Origin of the sequence: Nocardioides sp. NBC_00368, from assembly GCF_036090055.1 — a bacterium.
Taxonomy (GTDB): domain Bacteria; phylum Actinomycetota; class Actinomycetes; order Propionibacteriales; family Nocardioidaceae; genus Nocardioides.
This window is the reverse complement of sequence record NZ_CP107970.1, coordinates 4,910,606-4,926,047: the sequence shown is the minus strand read 5'-3', so window position 1 is coordinate 4,926,047 and position 15,442 is coordinate 4,910,606. Positions and strand designations below refer to the sequence as shown.

Genomic DNA, 15,442 nt, shown 5'->3' with positions numbered 1-15,442 from the left:
CTCTAGAAGATCACGTTCAGGATGATGACCAGGACCAGCGCGACACCCGCCAGGGGCACCGGGCGCTCCCACCACGGGCGACCGGCGTCCTCAGCGTCGACCAGGTCCTCCTTCGGGGTCTCGGAGTAGACCAGGCCCTTCAGGGAGCCTTCCGGCTTCGGCGCGGTCACCAGCGAGACGATCACGCTGACCACGATGTCGACCACGAAGGCCGCACCGGCGGCCACGAACGAGGCGCCCTGGCCGGAGAGCGGCAGAACGCCGACAGAGAGCCCGCCGAGGGTGCCCTCGGCGAGGACGCCGACGAGCACGGCCGCCAGGGTGCCGGAGACCAGACCCGTCCAACCGGCGGTCGCGGTCATCCGCTTCCAGAACATACCCAGGATGAACGTCGCGAACAGCGGCGCGTTGAAGAACCCGAACAGGGTCTGCAGGTAGTCCATGATGTTGGAGAAGTTGGACGCCAGGACCGCGGTGAAGATCGCGATGGCGGTCGCCGCGACGGTCGCCCAGCGACCGAGCTTGACGTAGAAGTCGTCGGGGCGGTCCTTGATGATGTACTCCTGGATGATGTCGAAGGACACCACCGTGTTGAAGGCCGAGACGTTGGCCGCCATACCGGCCATGAACGCGGCCAGGAGACCGGTGATCGCCAGCCCGAGCAGACCGTTGGGCAGCACCTCCGCCATCAGGTAGAGCAGCGAGTCGTTGTAGGTCACGCCCTCACCGGAGGCGCCGCCGGGCACCGCCTCCCCTGCCTTCGTACGCGCGATCTCGGTGACCAGGACCGCCGCGATCATGCCGGGGAAGATGGTGATGAACGGGATGAACATCTTCGGGAAGGCACCGATGATCGGCGTCTTCCGGGCGGCCGAGATCGAGTCGGCGGCCATCGCGCGCTGGACCTCGACGAAGTTGGTCGTCCAGTAGCCGAAGGAGAGCACGAAGCCGAGACCGAACACGATGCCGACGACGGAGAGGAAGTCGGAGCCGAAGCCGGTCAGCGCCGCACCGGGCCAGGAGTTGAGCTGGTCCGCGGCAGGGGCGATGGTGTCGGGGTTGGCGGCCGCGGCCTTCTCGATCTTCGACGTGAGGCCGTCCCAGCCACCGACCCGGTGGAGACCGAGCAGGGTCAGCGGCAGCAGCGCGGCGACGATCACGAAGAACTGCAGCACCTCGTTGTAGATCGCGGCCTTCAGACCACCGAGCGTGATGTAGGACAGCACGATCACGGCGGCCACGATCAGCGCCACCCACAGCGGCCAGCCGAGCAGCGCGTGCACGATCGAGCCGAGCAGGTAGAGGTTGATACCGGCGATGAGCAGCTGCGCCAGCGCGAACGAGAGCGCGTTGACCAGGTGGGCACCGGTGCCGAAACGGCGCTTCATGAACTCGGGGACCGAGCGCACCTTCGAGCCGTAGTAGAAGGGCATCATCACGACGCCCAGGAACAACATGGCGGGAATCGCACCGATCCAGAAGTAATGGACGGTGGGGAGCCCGAGCTGTGCTCCCGTTGCCGACATACCCATGATCTCGACAGCGCCGAGGTTCGCCGAGATGAAGGCGAGCCCGGTGACCCACGCGGGCAGTGACCTGCCCGAGAGGAAGAAGTCCACCGAGTTCGACATGCCCCGGCTGGCCAGGAAGCCGATGCCGAGAACGAACGCGAAGTAGATGGCGATCAGGAGGTAGTCGACCGCGTTGGCCTGGATCAGAGTGTCCGCGGCCAGGATGCTTGCTTGCATTCCGAGACCCTTCTATTTGATTGGGCGCACCAAACTTAACCACGCGTACGCCTCTAAACCGCGCTGGGTCACCCCTTCATCGACACGCCTTCGCGCCAGTAGCCCATGAAGGCGACCTGCTTGCGCGGCATCTCGAGCTCGTTGACCAGGTGACGGCGCAGCGCGGTGACCATCCGGGACTCGCCCGCGATCCAGGCGTAGCGCCCGTCCTCGCCGTTCCCGGAGCCACTCTCGGAGCCACTCTCGGAGCCACTCTCGGAGCCGCTCTCGGCGACCGCGACCTCCTCGCCGGAGGACGAGTAGATCGGGGTCTCCCACAGGTCCGGGTCCTCGACCTCGACCGAGGTGACGTCCTCGGGCGTCGCCTCGAAACCGAGCAGACCACCGACGGCGGCCAGGGCCGGGCCGCCGACCGGCGCACCCTCACGCGGCAGCCAGGTGACCTTCAGCCCCTCAGGCGCCGACACCTCCTGTACGTCACCGGCGACCGGCACCTCCAGGAAGGCCGATCCGGTGGCGTCCGCCGGCAGGGACTCGAGAATCGAGACGACCGCCGGGACGGCGGTCTCGTCGCCGACCAGGAGCAGCCGGGTCGCGTCACCCGGAAGCCACTCGATCCCGCCGTAGGGCTCGCCGAGCTTGGGGCCGGCCACCAGGATCTCGTCGCCCGGCTCGGCCGCGCCGGCCCAGTCGGAGCCGGGACCGTGCGCTCCGGGATGGAGCACGAAGTCGACGTACAGACGCTTCTCGATGCCGTCCCCCTCGATCGAGCGGATCGTGTAGGTGCGCATCCGCGGACGCTCGTCGTCGGGCAGGGCGAGCCATTCGGCGTACCAGTCCTCGGCCGAGAGCTCGGGCAGCACACCCGGGGCGGCCGGGAAGAAGAGCTTGATGCGCTGGTCGAGGGTCGGTCCGTCGTTGCCGAAGTCGGCCAGGTCGTCTCCGACCAGCTCGATCCGGGCGAAGGACGGCGAGAGGCGCTCGACGGAGCGCACCGAGACGCGGGCGAGGATGGGCATGTCAGGCTCCTTGTGCGTGGGGGTGAGCAGCGGGTCGGTGGTGACGTCCGATGGGGACGACCAGCGGTGTGCCCGAGACGGGGTCGTGGATGACCTGGCACTCCAGCCCGAAGACCTGCTCGACGCGGTCGGCGGTCACCACCTCGGCAGGCGTGCCGGTGGCGGCGACCTTGCCGCCGCTCATCGCGATCAGGTGGTCGGCGTAGCGGGCCGCCAGGTTGAGGTCGTGGAGCACCATCACGACCGTGGTCCCTCGCGAGGAGCGCAGCCCGTGGAGCAGGTCGAGCAGGTCGACCTGGTGGGCGACGTCGAGGAACGTGGTCGGCTCGTCGAGGAGCAGCAGGTCGGTCTGCTGGGCGAGCGCCATCGCCACCCAGACCCGCTGCCGCTGACCGCCGGAGAGCTCGTCGACGACACGGTCGGCCAGGTCGAGGGTGTCGGTCAGCTCGAGCGCCTCCGCGACCGCGGCGTCGTCCTCCGCCGACCAGCGCTGCAGCGCGCCGCGGTGCGGCTGGCGTCCACGGCCGACCAGGTCGACGACGGTGATCCCCTCGGGCGCGACCGGCGACTGCGGCATCAGGCCGAGCGTCTTGGCGACCGCGCGGGTGGGCTGCTTGTGGACCGCCTTGCCGTCGAGCACGACCTGCCCCGAGATCGGCTTCAGCAGTCGCGCCATCCCGCGCAGCAGGGTGGACTTCCCGCAGCCGTTGGCGCCGACGATCACCGTGGTGAGGCCGTCGGGGATCTCCAGCGAGACCCCGTCGACGACCGGGTCCGCGCCGTAGCCGAGGCTCACACTCTCCGCGGCGAGTCTCATCTGGGCCTCTTTCATGTCATCGCCTTCCAGCTCGCCCGGCGGCGAGCAACCACAACAGGAACGGCGCCCCGAACGCACCGGTGACGACGCCTACCGGGAAGGAGACGCCGGGAACCGCATAGTCGGCGATGTAGTCGCCGGCCACCATCACGATGGCGCCGACGAGCGCAGCGCCGACCAGGGTCGTACGCCCGCCGTTGAGCGCCCGCGAGATCGGTCCGGCCACGAACGCGACGAAGGCGACCGGCCCGGCGGCGGCGACGCCGAGAGCGGTGAGCAGGACGGCGAGCAGGAGCAGCAGGTCCGTACGCCGCCGGCTGACGCCCAGCCCGGTGGCCACGTCCGGTCCGAGCTGGAGGATCTGGGCGGACCGTGCGGTCCAGATCAGCGCCGGGACGAGCACGACCAGGAACCCCAGCAGGATCCAGATGGTGGGCCAGGTGACGCCGTTGAGCGCGCCGGTCAGCCAGCGCAGCACGAGCAGGGCGTCGAACTCGTTGGCGCGGGTGAAGAGGTAGTGGACGACCGCGGTCATCGCGGCCGCGGCGGTGACGCCGACCAGGACGAGCCGGTAGCTGCCGTCGGAGCCGGCCACGAGCCGGACCGCCACCGCGATCGCGATCGCCCCCACGATCGCGGCGATGCTCAGGGCCAGCCCCTGCAGGTCGAGGACCACGATGGCGAAGACCGCCGACGCGCTCGCGCCGAGCGAGACGCCGACGATGTCGGGGCTGGCCAGGGGATTGCGCAGGGTGCTCTGGAAGACCGCGCCGGCGCTGCCGAACGCGATCCCGACCAGCACTCCGAGGATCGCCCTGGGGAGCTTCTCCGACATCAGCAGGAAGGTCGCGCCGGGGATCTCGGCTCCGCCGAGGATCCTGAAGAAGTCGGGCACGGTGATGATGAAGTTGCCGAGCAGCACCCGGGCGACGAAGGCCGCGAAGAGGAGCACCGCCAGGACCGCGATGACGACGGCATGGCGGCGTCGCGGGGCCCGCCGGGCCTTGCGTACGACGTCGACGGACCGCACAGGGTCAAGAGTCGCGCTCACAGTCCGGCCATCCGTCCACGTCGCAGGAACCACACGAAGGCAGGTACGCCGACGACGGCCGTCATGATGCCGACCTGCACCTCGGTGGGCGGCAGCACCACCCGGCCAAGCGCGTCGGCGATGGCGGTGAGCGCGGCGCCGCCGGCGATCGAGAGCGGGAGGACCAGGGTGTAGCTGGGACCGACCAGAGCACGTACGGCGTGCGGGACGACCAGGCCGACGAAGGCGACCGGGCCGACCAGGGCGGTGGCGGTGCCGCTGAGCAGCACCACCGCGATCCCGACGACCACCCGGTCCAGGCCGGTGCGTCGGCCGAGCCCCTTGGCCAGGTCGTCACCGAGCGCGAGTGCGTCGAGGACCCGAGCACCCAGCAGCGCCATCACCGCACCCACGGCGAGGAAGGGAGCACAGATCGCGAGGTCGCCCCAGTCGCTGCCGATGGTGCCGACCTGCCACTGCCGGAAGACCTCCAGGCCCTTGTGGTCCATCAGCAGGATGCCGCTGGTCCAGCTGGTCAGCGCCGCGGTCAGTGCCGCACCGGCCAGCACGAGCTTGGCAGGGGTGGCGCCGTCACGGCCGATCGCGGCGATGCCGTGCACGAGGATCGCGGCCAGGGCCGCGCCGATGAAGGCGGCCCACAGCAGCGAGTCGAGGCCGGTGGCACCGACGTAGACCAGCGCCACGACGACCGCGAAGGCCGCGCCGGCGTTGAGGCCGAGCAGTCCAGGATCGGCCAGCGGGTTGCGGGTGAGTCCCTGCAGGCAGGCACCGCCGAGCGCGAGCGCGCCGCCGACGGCGAAGGCGATCGCGGTGCGGGCGATCCGGTTCTCCAGGATCGCGTGCCCGAAGCTGCCGTCGTCGAAGAGTGCGGTGGGCGGAACCCACTCGGCACCGAGCAGGATCGAGGCGACGGCCGCGAGGAGCAGCACGCCCAGGATCAGCCCGACCCCGGGCAGCCGTCGGCCCCGGACGACCGCGGCGGCAGCTGCTGCCGGGTCGGCCGGGGCCAGAGGCGTACGGATGGTCAACGCGGGCTTCACTCAGCCGCGGTGACGTTGACCTTCCCGCCGTCGACCGCCTCGGCGATCGAGGGAACGAGCTCGTCGATGAAGTAGGGGATCGACAGGGTGCTCGCGGCGGAGAAGGTCAGGGACAGCGGCTGGTCGGTCACGTCGAGGTAGTGACCGCTCTTGATCGCCGGGATCTGGCTGAGCAGCTTGTCCTTCTGCAGGGCCTCGAAGCTGCCCGCGGTGTAGCCGAGGTTGATCAGCACCTCGGACTCCAGCTCGGGAGCCTTCTCCGCGGAGACGTCGGTGTAGAACTGGCCGGCCGGGACGAGCTTGTCGGCGACCGGGGCGAGCTCCATGCCGAGCTGGGTGAGCATCTGCGGGCGGGCGTCGCCGGCGCCGTAGAGGCCGATGGTGCCGAGCTTCGAGTTGTCCTGGACACCGGTGACCAGGTAGCTGGCGCCGACGATCTGCGGGTGGTCCTTCTGGGCCTGCGCAATCTTGTCCTCGGTCTCCTTCTTGACCTCCTCGGACAGGGTGACCCGCCCGGTGGCCTTGCCGATCATCTCGAGCGAGTCCTGCCAGGAGGTCAGCCACGGGTCACCGGGGAAGGCGACGGTCGGGGCGATCTCGCTGAGCTTCTTGTAGTCGGCCTCGGTGATGCCCGAGTTGGTGGCCAGGATCAGGTCGGGCGCAGCCTTGCTGATCTCGGTGAAGGGGATGCTGGTGTCGGCGTTGTAGCGCACCGGCTGCTTGCCGCCGACCTTCTTCAGCTCGGCGTCGAACCAGTCGGTCGACTGCTGGTCGTTGCCGCCCCAGGTGATCGCCTGGGCCGCGACCGGGACGACGCCCAGCGACAGCGCCACGTCGTGGTCCGACCAGCCGATGGTGGCGACGTCGGTCGGCTCCTCGGTGATCTCGGTGCTGCCGTAGGCGTGCTCGACGGTCACGGGGAAGGCGCCCTTGTCCGCCTTCGAAGCGGAGTCCGCGGAGCTGTCCGCGGAGTCGGTCGCGCCTGTGCTGCACGCAGCCAGGCCAGTGGCAGCGAGCACGAGGCTCGCTGCGATGAGTACGGATCGACGAATCACGGGGGGAACCACCTCGGGTTAGGCAATGCTTAGTTAGGACAGCCTAAACACATCTCGGGTTCGAACGAGGCATCGGGCCCCCGGATTTGGACAGGTCAGGGCCTGACGAACGCCGCCCGCTCGGCCTCGACCCGGTCCCGGATCACGCAGTCGAGCGAATGGTCGTTGACGATCCCCATCGACTGCATGAACGCGTACATCGTCGTCGGCCCGACGAACTTCCAGCCGCGCTTCTTGAGGTCCTTGGAGAGGCTGACCGAGGCGGGCGAGGTCGCCACCACCTCCGGGATCTTCAGCGGCTCGGGCTCGAAGTCCCAGACGTACGCAGCCAGCGACCCACGCTCCTCGACGAGCTCGACCGCGCGACGGGCGTTGTTGATCGCCGCCTCGATCTTGCCCCGGTGACGGATGATCCGTGCGTCCCGCAGGAGACGCTCGACGTCGCCCTCGTCGAACTCGGCGACCTTGTGGAAGTCGAAGCCCGCGAAGACCTCGCGGAAAGCCGGCCGCTTGTTGAGGATCGTGCGCCACGACAGCCCGCTCTGGAACCCCTCGAGGCAGATCTTCTCGAAGAGCCGCACGTCACCGCCGGCCGGAAATCCCCATTCGGTGTCGTGATAGTCGAGGAACTCCGGCGCCCCGCCGGCCCACGCGCAACGCGTCTGGCCATCGGGAGCCAGGAACGGTGTCTCACTCATCCACCCGACCCTAGCGGCGACCACCGACAGTCAGATCTTGGTGCGGTGGAAGCTCTGGAAGCTGCGCGAGGCGGTCGGGCCACGCTGACCCTGATAGCGGCTCCCGTACTTCTCGCTGCCGTAGGGGTTCTGTGCCGGCGAGGTGAGCCTGAAGAAGCAGTACTGACCGATCTTCATGCCCGGGTAGAGCTTGATCGGCAGCGTCGCGACGTTGGCCAGCTCCAAGGTCACGTGGCCGGAGAAACCCGGGTCGACGAAGCCGGCGGTGGCGTGGGTGAGCAGCCCGAGCCGTCCCAGCGACGACTTCCCCTCGACACGGGCGGCAATGTCGTCGGGCAGGGTCACGGTCTCGTAGGTCGACCCGAGAACGAACTCGCCCGGGTGCAGGATGAACGGCTCGTCCCCCTCGGTCTCGATCTGCCGGGTGAGCTCGGACTGGTCCACGGCCGGGTCGATCGTGGCGTACTTGTGATTGTCGAAGACCCGGAAGAACCGGTCCAGACGTACGTCGACGGACGACGGCTGCAGCATCGACTCGTCCCACGGGTCGATGACGATCCTTCCGTCGTGGATCTCGGTCAGGATGTCCTTGTCGCTCAGCAGCACGAGGCAAACCTAACGCAGCCGGACGCCACACACGCCTCCTGCGGCCTCCCTGAAATCTCCCCTACCTCATCTGTCACAGATTCCGCTCGAGAGTCGTACGTCCCGGCGCAAACCCGGTTGAATCGGGCGCATGGCACTGGATGCGCTGATCCCCGGCGGCTATCGCCGGTATGTCGCGCTGGGCGACTCCTTCACCGAGGGCGTCGGCGACACCGACCTCCGCCGCCCGAACGGCGTACGCGGCTGGGCCGATCGGGTCGCCGAGGTGATGGCCAAGCGGACCCCTGAGTTCACCTACGCCAACCTCGCCGTCCGCGGCCGTGGGATCGACCGGATCGTCAAGGAGCAGGTGGCCCCGGCGCTCGCGCTCGAGCCGGACGTGGTCACGATCTACGGCGGTTCGGTCGACCTGATGTGGCCGCACGTCGATATCGACACCCTGCTCGCGACCTACGAGACGGCGATCGGGCAGCTGGTCGACAGCGGCGCGAAGGTGGTGGTCTTCACGGCCTACGGCGCGCGGGCGTCCACCGTCGGGCGGCTGCTGCGCGGGCGCTTCGCGGTCTACAACGAGGCCGTCCGGGAGATCGCGCAGCGGCGCGGGGCCACGCTGGTCGACTTCTGGCGGATGACCGAGTACGACGACGCGGGCTACTGGGACGGCCACGGTTTCCTGGGTGCTCCCGGCCATCAGCTGATGGCGATCAAGGTCCTCGACACCCTCGGCGTACGCCACCACCTGCCCACGCCGAAGCCGCTGGTCGTCATCGAGGAGCCGGGCCCGAACGGCCTGGCCGGCCCGATCCGCGAGGTCCGGCGGCTGGCCGCCCGGGCACTCCCCTGGGCCGTACGCCGCATGCTCCGTGGTCCCGTGGGCGACGGCCTGTCGGCTCGCTATCCCCGGATGACACGACTTTCCTGAGTCGGTTCACACCTGGCCGCGCGGGTGGGGTAACATCCTGGTCGCACCTGCGGACGTAGCTCAGTTGGTAGAGCGCAACCTTCCCAAGGTTGATGTCGCGAGTTCGAGCCTCGTCGTCCGCTCCACGTAACACCGCAGATCAGCCCGCACTTTCGTCTTCATCGTCGTCAGTGCGGGTTTCTGTTGTTGATGAGGTGGCCGTAGAGATCCATCGTCATCGCGGCGGCGTGCGGCCTGGCGGCCGGTCCCCCTAGGTGCCGCGCGCATGAAGAAGAGCACCCAGTCCGAAGACCGAGCGCTCACTCTCCAGGGTCAGCAGCTAGAACCGCAATCTCTCGTGGAGGACGCTGATCCTCATTCGCGAGCAACGCCAGTTCTTCGGCACGGCGACGGCGGGGGGGGTCCGTGCGTCGTGCGCTCTCCGGCCCTTCGCCAGCAGGCCACACGTCGAGCCCGCCAACTAGACCGCGGCCCCGAGTCGGTGCCCGAGACCACGGCACCAACGGCACCCATCGTGGTGTCGCACCCCACGTAGGAGTAGTCACCCAGACTGTCCCGTCGGCGCCAACACGGTAACCAGAAACGCGTTCCAGATGCACGGGACGACGTCCAGTCCGCGATATCCAGGCGATCCGGGATCCAGCAAACCGGCAGATGACGAGGGGGCTGCTGCCGATCGGGACACTCCCCGCGACACCTCCGAAATGGGCGACGCTCGGCCGCCGCGATACGGACACCCGCGCCTACCCCCGGATACCCCCGATAATCTTGGCTAGGCCGATCACTGCCTGAAGCCAGCACCAGATCCCGCTCCACGGAGGAGTGGATGTGGGGTGGGGTAGGTCGTGCCCTTCGGCACGGCCTGTTTCAGTTCACTTGCACGATCCAAGTGATGCAGCACACGATCACGGGTGTTTGCGCTTTGCTTCGATTAAGATTGGGTTTCTGTTTTCCAATCATTGTGTGAACGACACGTAAAGGATCACTCGCCATGAGCGCGGGCTCGAGCAGCCGATTCACCGATGGACGAGTCCCCGACCACGGCATCGGAGACCTGTTCACCTATGAGGCACGCCTCCAGGCGCGGCTCGACGTCGAAGCGGCGCTCGCCGAGGCAGAAGCGGCCGTGAAGGTGATCCCCGCGGAGGCCGGCGAGGCGATCGCCGAGGCCGCCGATCTGGACAAGCTCGACCTGGACCGCATCGAGAAGGCCACCGCCGAGCACAGCCACCCGCTGACCCCGTTGGTCGAGGAGCTCTGCCGGGTCGTCGGCAAGAAGCACGGCGGCTGGGTCCACTGGGGCGCCACCACGCAGAACATCACCCAGACGGCCGACCTGATCCTGCTGCGCCAGGCGCACGACAAGATCCTCGACCTGCTCGGCGACCTGCTCCGTTCACTCTCCAAGGTCGCCGAGGCCGGCGCCGAGGTGCCGATGCCGGGACGTACGCACTCCCAGCACGCCGTCCCGATCACCTTCGGCTTCAAGGTCGCCATCTGGATCGACGAGATCGCGGCGCACGTCGACCGGCTCCGCTCGGTCGAGGACCGCGTCTTCCGTCTCCTGATGGGCGGGGCCGCCGGCACCATGGCCTCCTTCGGCTCCCACGCCCGCGCCATCGAGACCGAGACCGCTTCCCGGCTCGACATGGGCTCGATGCCCGTCCCCTCGCGCGCGATCAACGACGGCATGGTCGAGTGGGTCTCGATCCTCGGTCTCCTCGGTGGCACCGCCGGCAAGATCGGCAAGGACGTCTACTCGATGATGCAGCCCGAGTTCGGCGAGGCCTTCGAGCCGATCCCCGAGGGCACCATCGGCTCCTCGACGATGCCCCACAAGCGCAACCCACAGCTGACGCTGGACGTGATCACCGCCGCCACCCAGCTGCGCGGGCTCGTCGCCCCGGCGATGGAGTCGATGCTCCACGACCACGAGGCCAACGGCGCCATGACCGGGATCCTCGAGGACGCTGTCGCCCAGGCGTCGCGTCTTGCAGGCGACGTCCTGGCCCGGCTCGTGGTCATCTTCACCGGCCTGACCTTCGACGAGGACCGGATGCGCGCCAACCTGGCCCTCTCCGGCGGCCTCATCGGCTCGGAGTCCCTGATGCTCGAGCTCGGCGAGCGCATCGGCCGCCAGGTCGCCCACGACGTCGTCTTCGAGCTGGCCCAGCGCTCCGCGGTCGAGGAGCTCGACTTCGCCTCGCTGCTCGCCGCCTCCCCCGAGGTCTCGGCCCACTTCAGCCGCGACGAGATCACCGCGCTGCTCGACCCCTGCCGCCACCTCGGCGAGTCCGCCAACATCGCCCGCTCGATGGCCGAGCACGCGCGCCGGGTGGCCGATACCATCCAGATCCCCGCCGCCTGACCATAGGCGGAGGTCGCTGAGCTGACGTCACGGATGAGGCCGGTTGGTGAATTTTCATGAAGTCGAGTGGGAGACCGGTCGACGCGCCCGACTCCAGCAGATCCTCGCCGTGCCCACCGGAGCGACGGCACTCGCACTGATCCCTCTGGGAATACTGACCGCCCTCGAAACCAGTCCATGGGGCTGGCTGTGGATGCTCCTCATCGTCCCTGGCGCACTCCTCATGGCAGGGCTCACCTTGAACATGTGGGATGCGCCCGCTCGCGCCGGCGTCGCTCGACGACTTCTTCATGAGGGAACCACGCAGACCGCCATGGTGGTCGGCTACGACGACCACACCGACGAGAGCACGATCTACTCGTTGCATCTGGAGATTCGAACGCCGGAGGGAGCACATCGCGTGCGCCACTTCTGCTCCAGCTCGCTGTGCACCTTTGCCGCCGACGGCCGCGCCGACCCGACCGTTCGGGTCGTGCTCGACGACTCCACCGGGGCCTGGATGGTCCGCCACGACTGAAAACCCTCGGCACCTAGACTTGCCGGGTGACTTTCGAAGGCTTTCCCGTTGCGGCGCTCGACTTCTACGACGACCTCGAGGTCGACAACACCAAGTCGTTCTGGGAAGCCCACAAGCACATCTACAAGGAGTCGGTGCTCGCGCCGATGAAGGCGCTCACCGACGAGCTCGCCGAGGAGTTCGGTAGCGCCAAGATCTTCCGGCCCTACCGCGACGTACGTTTCTCGAAGGACAAGCTCCCCTACAAGACCCACCAGGGAGCCTTCGTGGCCGTCGCGCCGCAGACCGGCTACTACGTCGAGGTCTCGCCCCGCGGCATCCGCACCGGCGGCGGCTGCTACTGGTTCGAGCCGCCGCGGCTGGCCGCCTTCCGCGACGCCATCGTCCACGACCACTACGGCGCCGACCTGGAGAAGCGCCTCGCCGTCGCGGAGAAGAAGGGCTACGAGGTCACCGGCGATCGCCTCAAGACCGCCCCGCGCGGCTTCGACAAGGACCACCCCAAGATCGAGCTGCTCCGCCACAAGTCGATCCACCTCGGCCGCACCATCGGGTTCGAGCCGATCATCCACACCCCCGACCTGGTCGGCGAGGTGAAGAAGGACTGGCGGGCCGTACGTCCCCTCGTCGAGTGGATCGCCGAGCACGCGGTGGCGTGATTGCCGAGACGCTGCGGCGCGATACCCGTTAGGGTGTGCCGCTGTGCGTACGACTGTCCTCCTCTCAGGAGCCGCTTCGCTTCTGGTCATCCCCGGAATCACACTGACCGCCAGCACCGCGAACGCGGCCGCTACCTGCGGAGGAGTAGTGGTCACTGTCGACATGAATCGGGGACAGACGCCGAGGACGTCCTCCGACCAGGACTTCATCCTCGGCACGCCCGGAGCCGACACCATCTATGCCGACTCGAACGACGTCGTGTGCGGCGGCGACGGTGATGACAAGATCCACGCCACAGACATCGTCTTCGGGCAGGGCGGAAACGACGAGATCTGGTCGGCGTACGCCTTCGGCGGCTCCGGCAACGACCGGATCCACGGAACCTCCGCCCGCGATCACCTGCGCGGCGGCACCGGCTCCGACGTCATCTGGGGCCTGGGCGGCAACGACGCCATCCACGGTCACTACAACCCTGGCGACCGCATCGAGAGCAGCGGGATCGACAGCGGCGACACCCTTTACGGCGGCGATGGCGACGATCTCGTCGAAGGACAGGGCGGAAACGACCGGGTCTACGGCGAGGCGGGCGGTGACAACCTCTACGGCACCACCGGGAACGACGTCGTTTCTGGTGGAGCGGGCGACGACTACGTCCGAGGGAACGGTGGCGCCGATCAGCTCTACGGCGGGGCCGGAGCCGACGGTATCTCAGGAGGCGACGGGGCCGACCAGGCGAGCGGCGGAATCGGCCCCGACAGCCTCCACGGCCAGGCCGGCAACGACACTCTCTACGGCGGTCCCGGACCCGATTGGATCCTGGGTTACAGCGGTGCCGACTACTTGGCGGGAGCCGACGGCAACGACGGCATCGGGGGCGGAGACGACAAGGACCGCATCCTCGGCGGCGATGACAACGACAGCCTGGCCGGCGGCGCGAGTGCCGATGTCGTCAAGGGTCAATCCGGCAGAGACGTCTGTGCACCTGAGCCCGGCGCCGGGGCGACGTACTCCTGCAACCAGGTCGGCGGCCTTCGGCCGTTTCCGAACAGCAGCGCCATCTACTGGACGCCATGACGTCGCGCACCGAGGACCCGCTCAGGCGGAGGTGAACGATGCCATCGTGCGCTCGGGCTCCCAGAAGGCCTTCATGGACTTGATCCGGCCCTCGTCGTTGACGGTGTAGACCATGATCAGGTCGGTGGTGGTGTGGCTGCCGTCGGGGAACGAGGTCTTGATGCGGCCGATGTTGGCGCAGGTGTTGCCCTCGGGGTTGGCGAAGGAGTCGTTGATCTCGAACTCGAACTTGTGGACCGAGGCGATCGCCTTCTCCCAGAACGCCTTCAGCCCCTCGTGACCGTGGTGGCCCTTGCCCTCGGGGTCGAACATCGAGGGCCCGACGGGGTCCTCGAGGACGCAGTCCTCGGCGTAGATCGTCAACCACTCGTCGAGGTCGCCCTTGGCGACGGCGGCATAGGAGCGCTGGCCGGCCGTACGTGCGGGGTGTTCGTCGTCGGGAGCGTTCCAGGTGATGGCGTCGGAGGAGATCATGCGGCAGATCGTACGCCGAAACTGAAACGTGTTCTACCGGATCGTCGATCCCTGCCCGGATAGGGTCGCCGGGTGACCGTCTCGGAGACCGATCGCAGGACCGCGACACCGGGACGGGATTTCAACCGGCTCTGGCTGGCGACGGCGACGAGCCAGGCGGGGTCGACCATCGCCTACGGCGCCCTGCCGCTGGTCGCGGTGCTCGTCCTGGACTCGTCCACGTTCCACGTGTCCCTGCTGGCGGCGCTCTCCGGGTTCGCGGCCGCGGCGGCCGGGATCCGGCTCGGGCCGTGGATCGAGCACCGGCACAAGCGACCGACGATGATCGGCGCCGATCTGATCCGGTTCGCGGCGATGCTCAGCATCCCGGCGGCCGGGGTCCTGGACCTGCTCACCTATACCCACCTGTGCGTCGTCGGGGTCGTCGCGGCGACCTGCGAGCTCGCCTTCACCGCCGCCTCCGGGGCACACCTGAAGGCGCTGGTCGCCCCGGAGGCCAGGCTCGCCGCGACGAGCCGGCTGGAGACGACGTTCTGGACCACGTTCACCGCGGGGCCGCCCATCGGCGGCGCTCTCGTCTCCGCGTTCGGGCCGACGCTGACCGTGCTCGTCGACGCGGTGACCTACCTGCTCTCCGCGCTCGGCATCCGCTCCATCCGTACGCCGGAGCCGCAACCACCGGCACGGAAGCCGCAGCACTGGCTCGCCGAGGTGACCGCCGGCTGGCGCTACATCTTCGCCCGGCCCGATCTGCGCGCGCTCTTCCTGAACGCCGCCCTCTTCGGCTCGTGCGTGATCGCGACCAGCCCGCTGCAGACCGTGCTGACGCTGCGGGAGCTCGGCATGGAGCCGTGGATGTACGGCGTCGCCATGGGCCTACCCTGCCTCGGCGGCATCCTCGGCGCCATGTGCGCACCTCGCCTCACCCACCGGCTCGGCGAGCGGGCGGTGCTGCTGGGGTCGGGGGTCGCCCGCACCCTCTGGACCGTCCCGATCGCGCTCACCCCGGCCGGGGCGACCGGGTTCGTCTGGTTCACGGCCGCCAACTTCGGGCTGATCCTCTGTGCGGGCGTCTTCAACCCGACCTTCGCCACCTACCGGATGCGCGAGACCGACGACGACCACATGGCGCGGGTGCAGGCGGCCTGGTCGATCACCATGAAGGTCGCCCAGCCGGTCAGCGTGCTCGCAGCCGGAGCACTGGCAGCTGCGACGAGCCCACGGACCGCGATCGCGGTGGCCGGCGGCGTACTCCTGCTCTCCTCCGGGCTGCTCCCCTGGCGTTCCGCTGTGACGAAGAACCCTACCTGTGAGTAGCCCCGGGCTTGCCACCCCTTAACCGCATGCCTATTCTTGATGTTACCCGCCAGTAGTGCGTGCCGATCGGCGCTCC

At 68.6% G+C, this 15,442-nt stretch carries 15 protein-coding genes and 1 tRNA gene; 7 read left to right on the top strand and 9 right to left on the bottom strand.

What is annotated here, in order from left to right:
• Nucleotides 1–2: 2 nt before the first annotated feature.
• The 8 genes from OG984_RS23475 to dcd all read right to left on the bottom strand — a co-directional run bounded on the left by OG984_RS23475 (nucleotide 3) and on the right by dcd (nucleotide 8,034).
• Entirely contained in the window at nucleotides 3–1,733 is a 1,731-nt protein-coding gene (locus OG984_RS23475; protein WP_328532383.1) for a sodium:solute symporter family protein, read from the bottom strand.
• An 83-nt stretch (nucleotides 1,734–1,816) separates the two neighbouring features.
• Entirely contained in the window at nucleotides 1,817–2,767 is a 951-nt protein-coding gene (locus OG984_RS23470) for a siderophore-interacting protein (RefSeq protein ID WP_328528592.1), read from the bottom strand.
• 1 nt (nucleotide 2,768) lies between these two features.
• On the bottom strand, nucleotides 2,769–3,599 hold the full coding sequence (locus tag OG984_RS23465; protein ID WP_328528591.1) for an ABC transporter ATP-binding protein: 831 nt from the start codon (nucleotides 3,597–3,599) through the stop codon (nucleotides 2,769–2,771).
• Between the two features lies 1 nt (nucleotide 3,600).
• A complete protein-coding gene (locus OG984_RS23460) occupies nucleotides 3,601–4,614 on the bottom strand; it encodes a FecCD family ABC transporter permease (protein WP_328528590.1) in 1,014 nt (337 codons plus the stop codon).
• Nucleotides 4,615–4,631: 17 nt separating this feature from the next.
• A complete protein-coding gene (locus tag OG984_RS23455; protein WP_328528589.1) occupies nucleotides 4,632–5,663 on the bottom strand; it encodes a FecCD family ABC transporter permease in 1,032 nt (343 codons plus the stop codon).
• An 8-nt stretch (nucleotides 5,664–5,671) separates the two neighbouring features.
• Nucleotides 5,672–6,730, bottom strand: a complete 1,059-nt coding sequence (locus OG984_RS23450) for an iron-siderophore ABC transporter substrate-binding protein (protein WP_328528588.1) — start codon at nucleotides 6,728–6,730, stop codon at nucleotides 5,672–5,674.
• 95 nt (nucleotides 6,731–6,825) lie between these two features.
• Nucleotides 6,826–7,428 (bottom strand): DNA-3-methyladenine glycosylase I, encoded by a 603-nt coding sequence (locus OG984_RS23445; protein ID WP_328528587.1) that lies wholly within the window; start codon nucleotides 7,426–7,428, stop codon nucleotides 6,826–6,828.
• A 30-nt stretch (nucleotides 7,429–7,458) separates the two neighbouring features.
• Nucleotides 7,459–8,034, bottom strand: a complete 576-nt coding sequence (gene dcd / locus OG984_RS23440; RefSeq protein ID WP_008354516.1) for a dCTP deaminase — start codon at nucleotides 8,032–8,034, stop codon at nucleotides 7,459–7,461.
• Between the two features lie 130 nt (nucleotides 8,035–8,164).
• On the opposite strand from dcd, the gene OG984_RS23435 reads away from it, so the two are divergent.
• The 6 genes from OG984_RS23435 (at nucleotide 8,165) to OG984_RS23410 (ending at nucleotide 13,575) form a co-directional block, all read left to right on the top strand.
• Nucleotides 8,165–8,956 (top strand): SGNH/GDSL hydrolase family protein, encoded by a 792-nt coding sequence (locus OG984_RS23435; protein ID WP_328528586.1) that lies wholly within the window; start codon nucleotides 8,165–8,167, stop codon nucleotides 8,954–8,956.
• A 49-nt stretch (nucleotides 8,957–9,005) separates the two neighbouring features.
• Nucleotides 9,006–9,081, top strand: a tRNA-Gly gene (locus OG984_RS23430).
• An 866-nt stretch (nucleotides 9,082–9,947) separates the two neighbouring features.
• Nucleotides 9,948–11,324: a class-II fumarase/aspartase family protein gene (locus OG984_RS23425; protein WP_328528585.1), complete on the top strand. Its 1,377-nt coding sequence runs from the start codon at nucleotides 9,948–9,950 to the stop codon at nucleotides 11,322–11,324.
• Nucleotides 11,325–11,370: 46 nt separating this feature from the next.
• Entirely contained in the window at nucleotides 11,371–11,841 is a 471-nt protein-coding gene (locus OG984_RS23420; protein ID WP_328528584.1) for a hypothetical protein, read from the top strand.
• A 26-nt stretch (nucleotides 11,842–11,867) separates the two neighbouring features.
• Nucleotides 11,868–12,500: a DUF2461 domain-containing protein gene (locus OG984_RS23415; protein WP_328528583.1), complete on the top strand. Its 633-nt coding sequence runs from the start codon at nucleotides 11,868–11,870 to the stop codon at nucleotides 12,498–12,500.
• Nucleotides 12,501–12,663: 163 nt separating this feature from the next.
• The gene (locus tag OG984_RS23410; protein WP_328528582.1) at nucleotides 12,664–13,575 is read left to right on the top strand and encodes a calcium-binding protein; all 912 of its coding nucleotides are present in this window, start codon (nucleotides 12,664–12,666) and stop codon (nucleotides 13,573–13,575) included.
• Between the two features lie 21 nt (nucleotides 13,576–13,596).
• On the opposite strand, the gene OG984_RS23405 is transcribed toward OG984_RS23410, so the two are convergent.
• A complete protein-coding gene (locus tag OG984_RS23405; protein WP_328528581.1) occupies nucleotides 13,597–14,049 on the bottom strand; it encodes a nuclear transport factor 2 family protein in 453 nt (150 codons plus the stop codon).
• Nucleotides 14,050–14,121: 72 nt separating this feature from the next.
• Between OG984_RS23405 and OG984_RS23400 the strand changes: the two genes are divergently transcribed.
• Nucleotides 14,122–15,366, top strand: coding sequence for an MFS transporter (locus OG984_RS23400; RefSeq protein ID WP_328528580.1), 1,245 nt, complete (start codon nucleotides 14,122–14,124; stop codon nucleotides 15,364–15,366).
• Nucleotides 15,367–15,442: the final 76 nt, after the last annotated feature.

What these genes read in the sequence shown, in the direction of transcription:
- OG984_RS23470 (WP_328528592.1), bottom strand. Translation starts at nt 2,767, where the DNA reads ATGCCCATCCTCGCCCGCGTCTCGGTGCGCTCCGTCGAGCGCCTCTCG.
- OG984_RS23465 (WP_328528591.1), bottom strand. Translation starts at nt 3,599, where the DNA reads ATGAAAGAGGCCCAGATGAGACTCGCCGCGGAGAGTGTGAGCCTCGGC.
- OG984_RS23445 (WP_328528587.1), bottom strand. Translation starts at nt 7,428, where the DNA reads ATGAGTGAGACACCGTTCCTGGCTCCCGATGGCCAGACGCGTTGCGCG.
- OG984_RS23435 (WP_328528586.1), top strand. Translation starts at nt 8,165, where the DNA reads ATGGCACTGGATGCGCTGATCCCCGGCGGCTATCGCCGGTATGTCGCG.
- OG984_RS23425 (WP_328528585.1), top strand. Translation starts at nt 9,948, where the DNA reads ATGAGCGCGGGCTCGAGCAGCCGATTCACCGATGGACGAGTCCCCGAC.
- OG984_RS23410 (WP_328528582.1), top strand. Translation starts at nt 12,664, where the DNA reads ATGAATCGGGGACAGACGCCGAGGACGTCCTCCGACCAGGACTTCATC.
- OG984_RS23405 (WP_328528581.1), bottom strand. Translation starts at nt 14,049, where the DNA reads ATGATCTCCTCCGACGCCATCACCTGGAACGCTCCCGACGACGAACAC.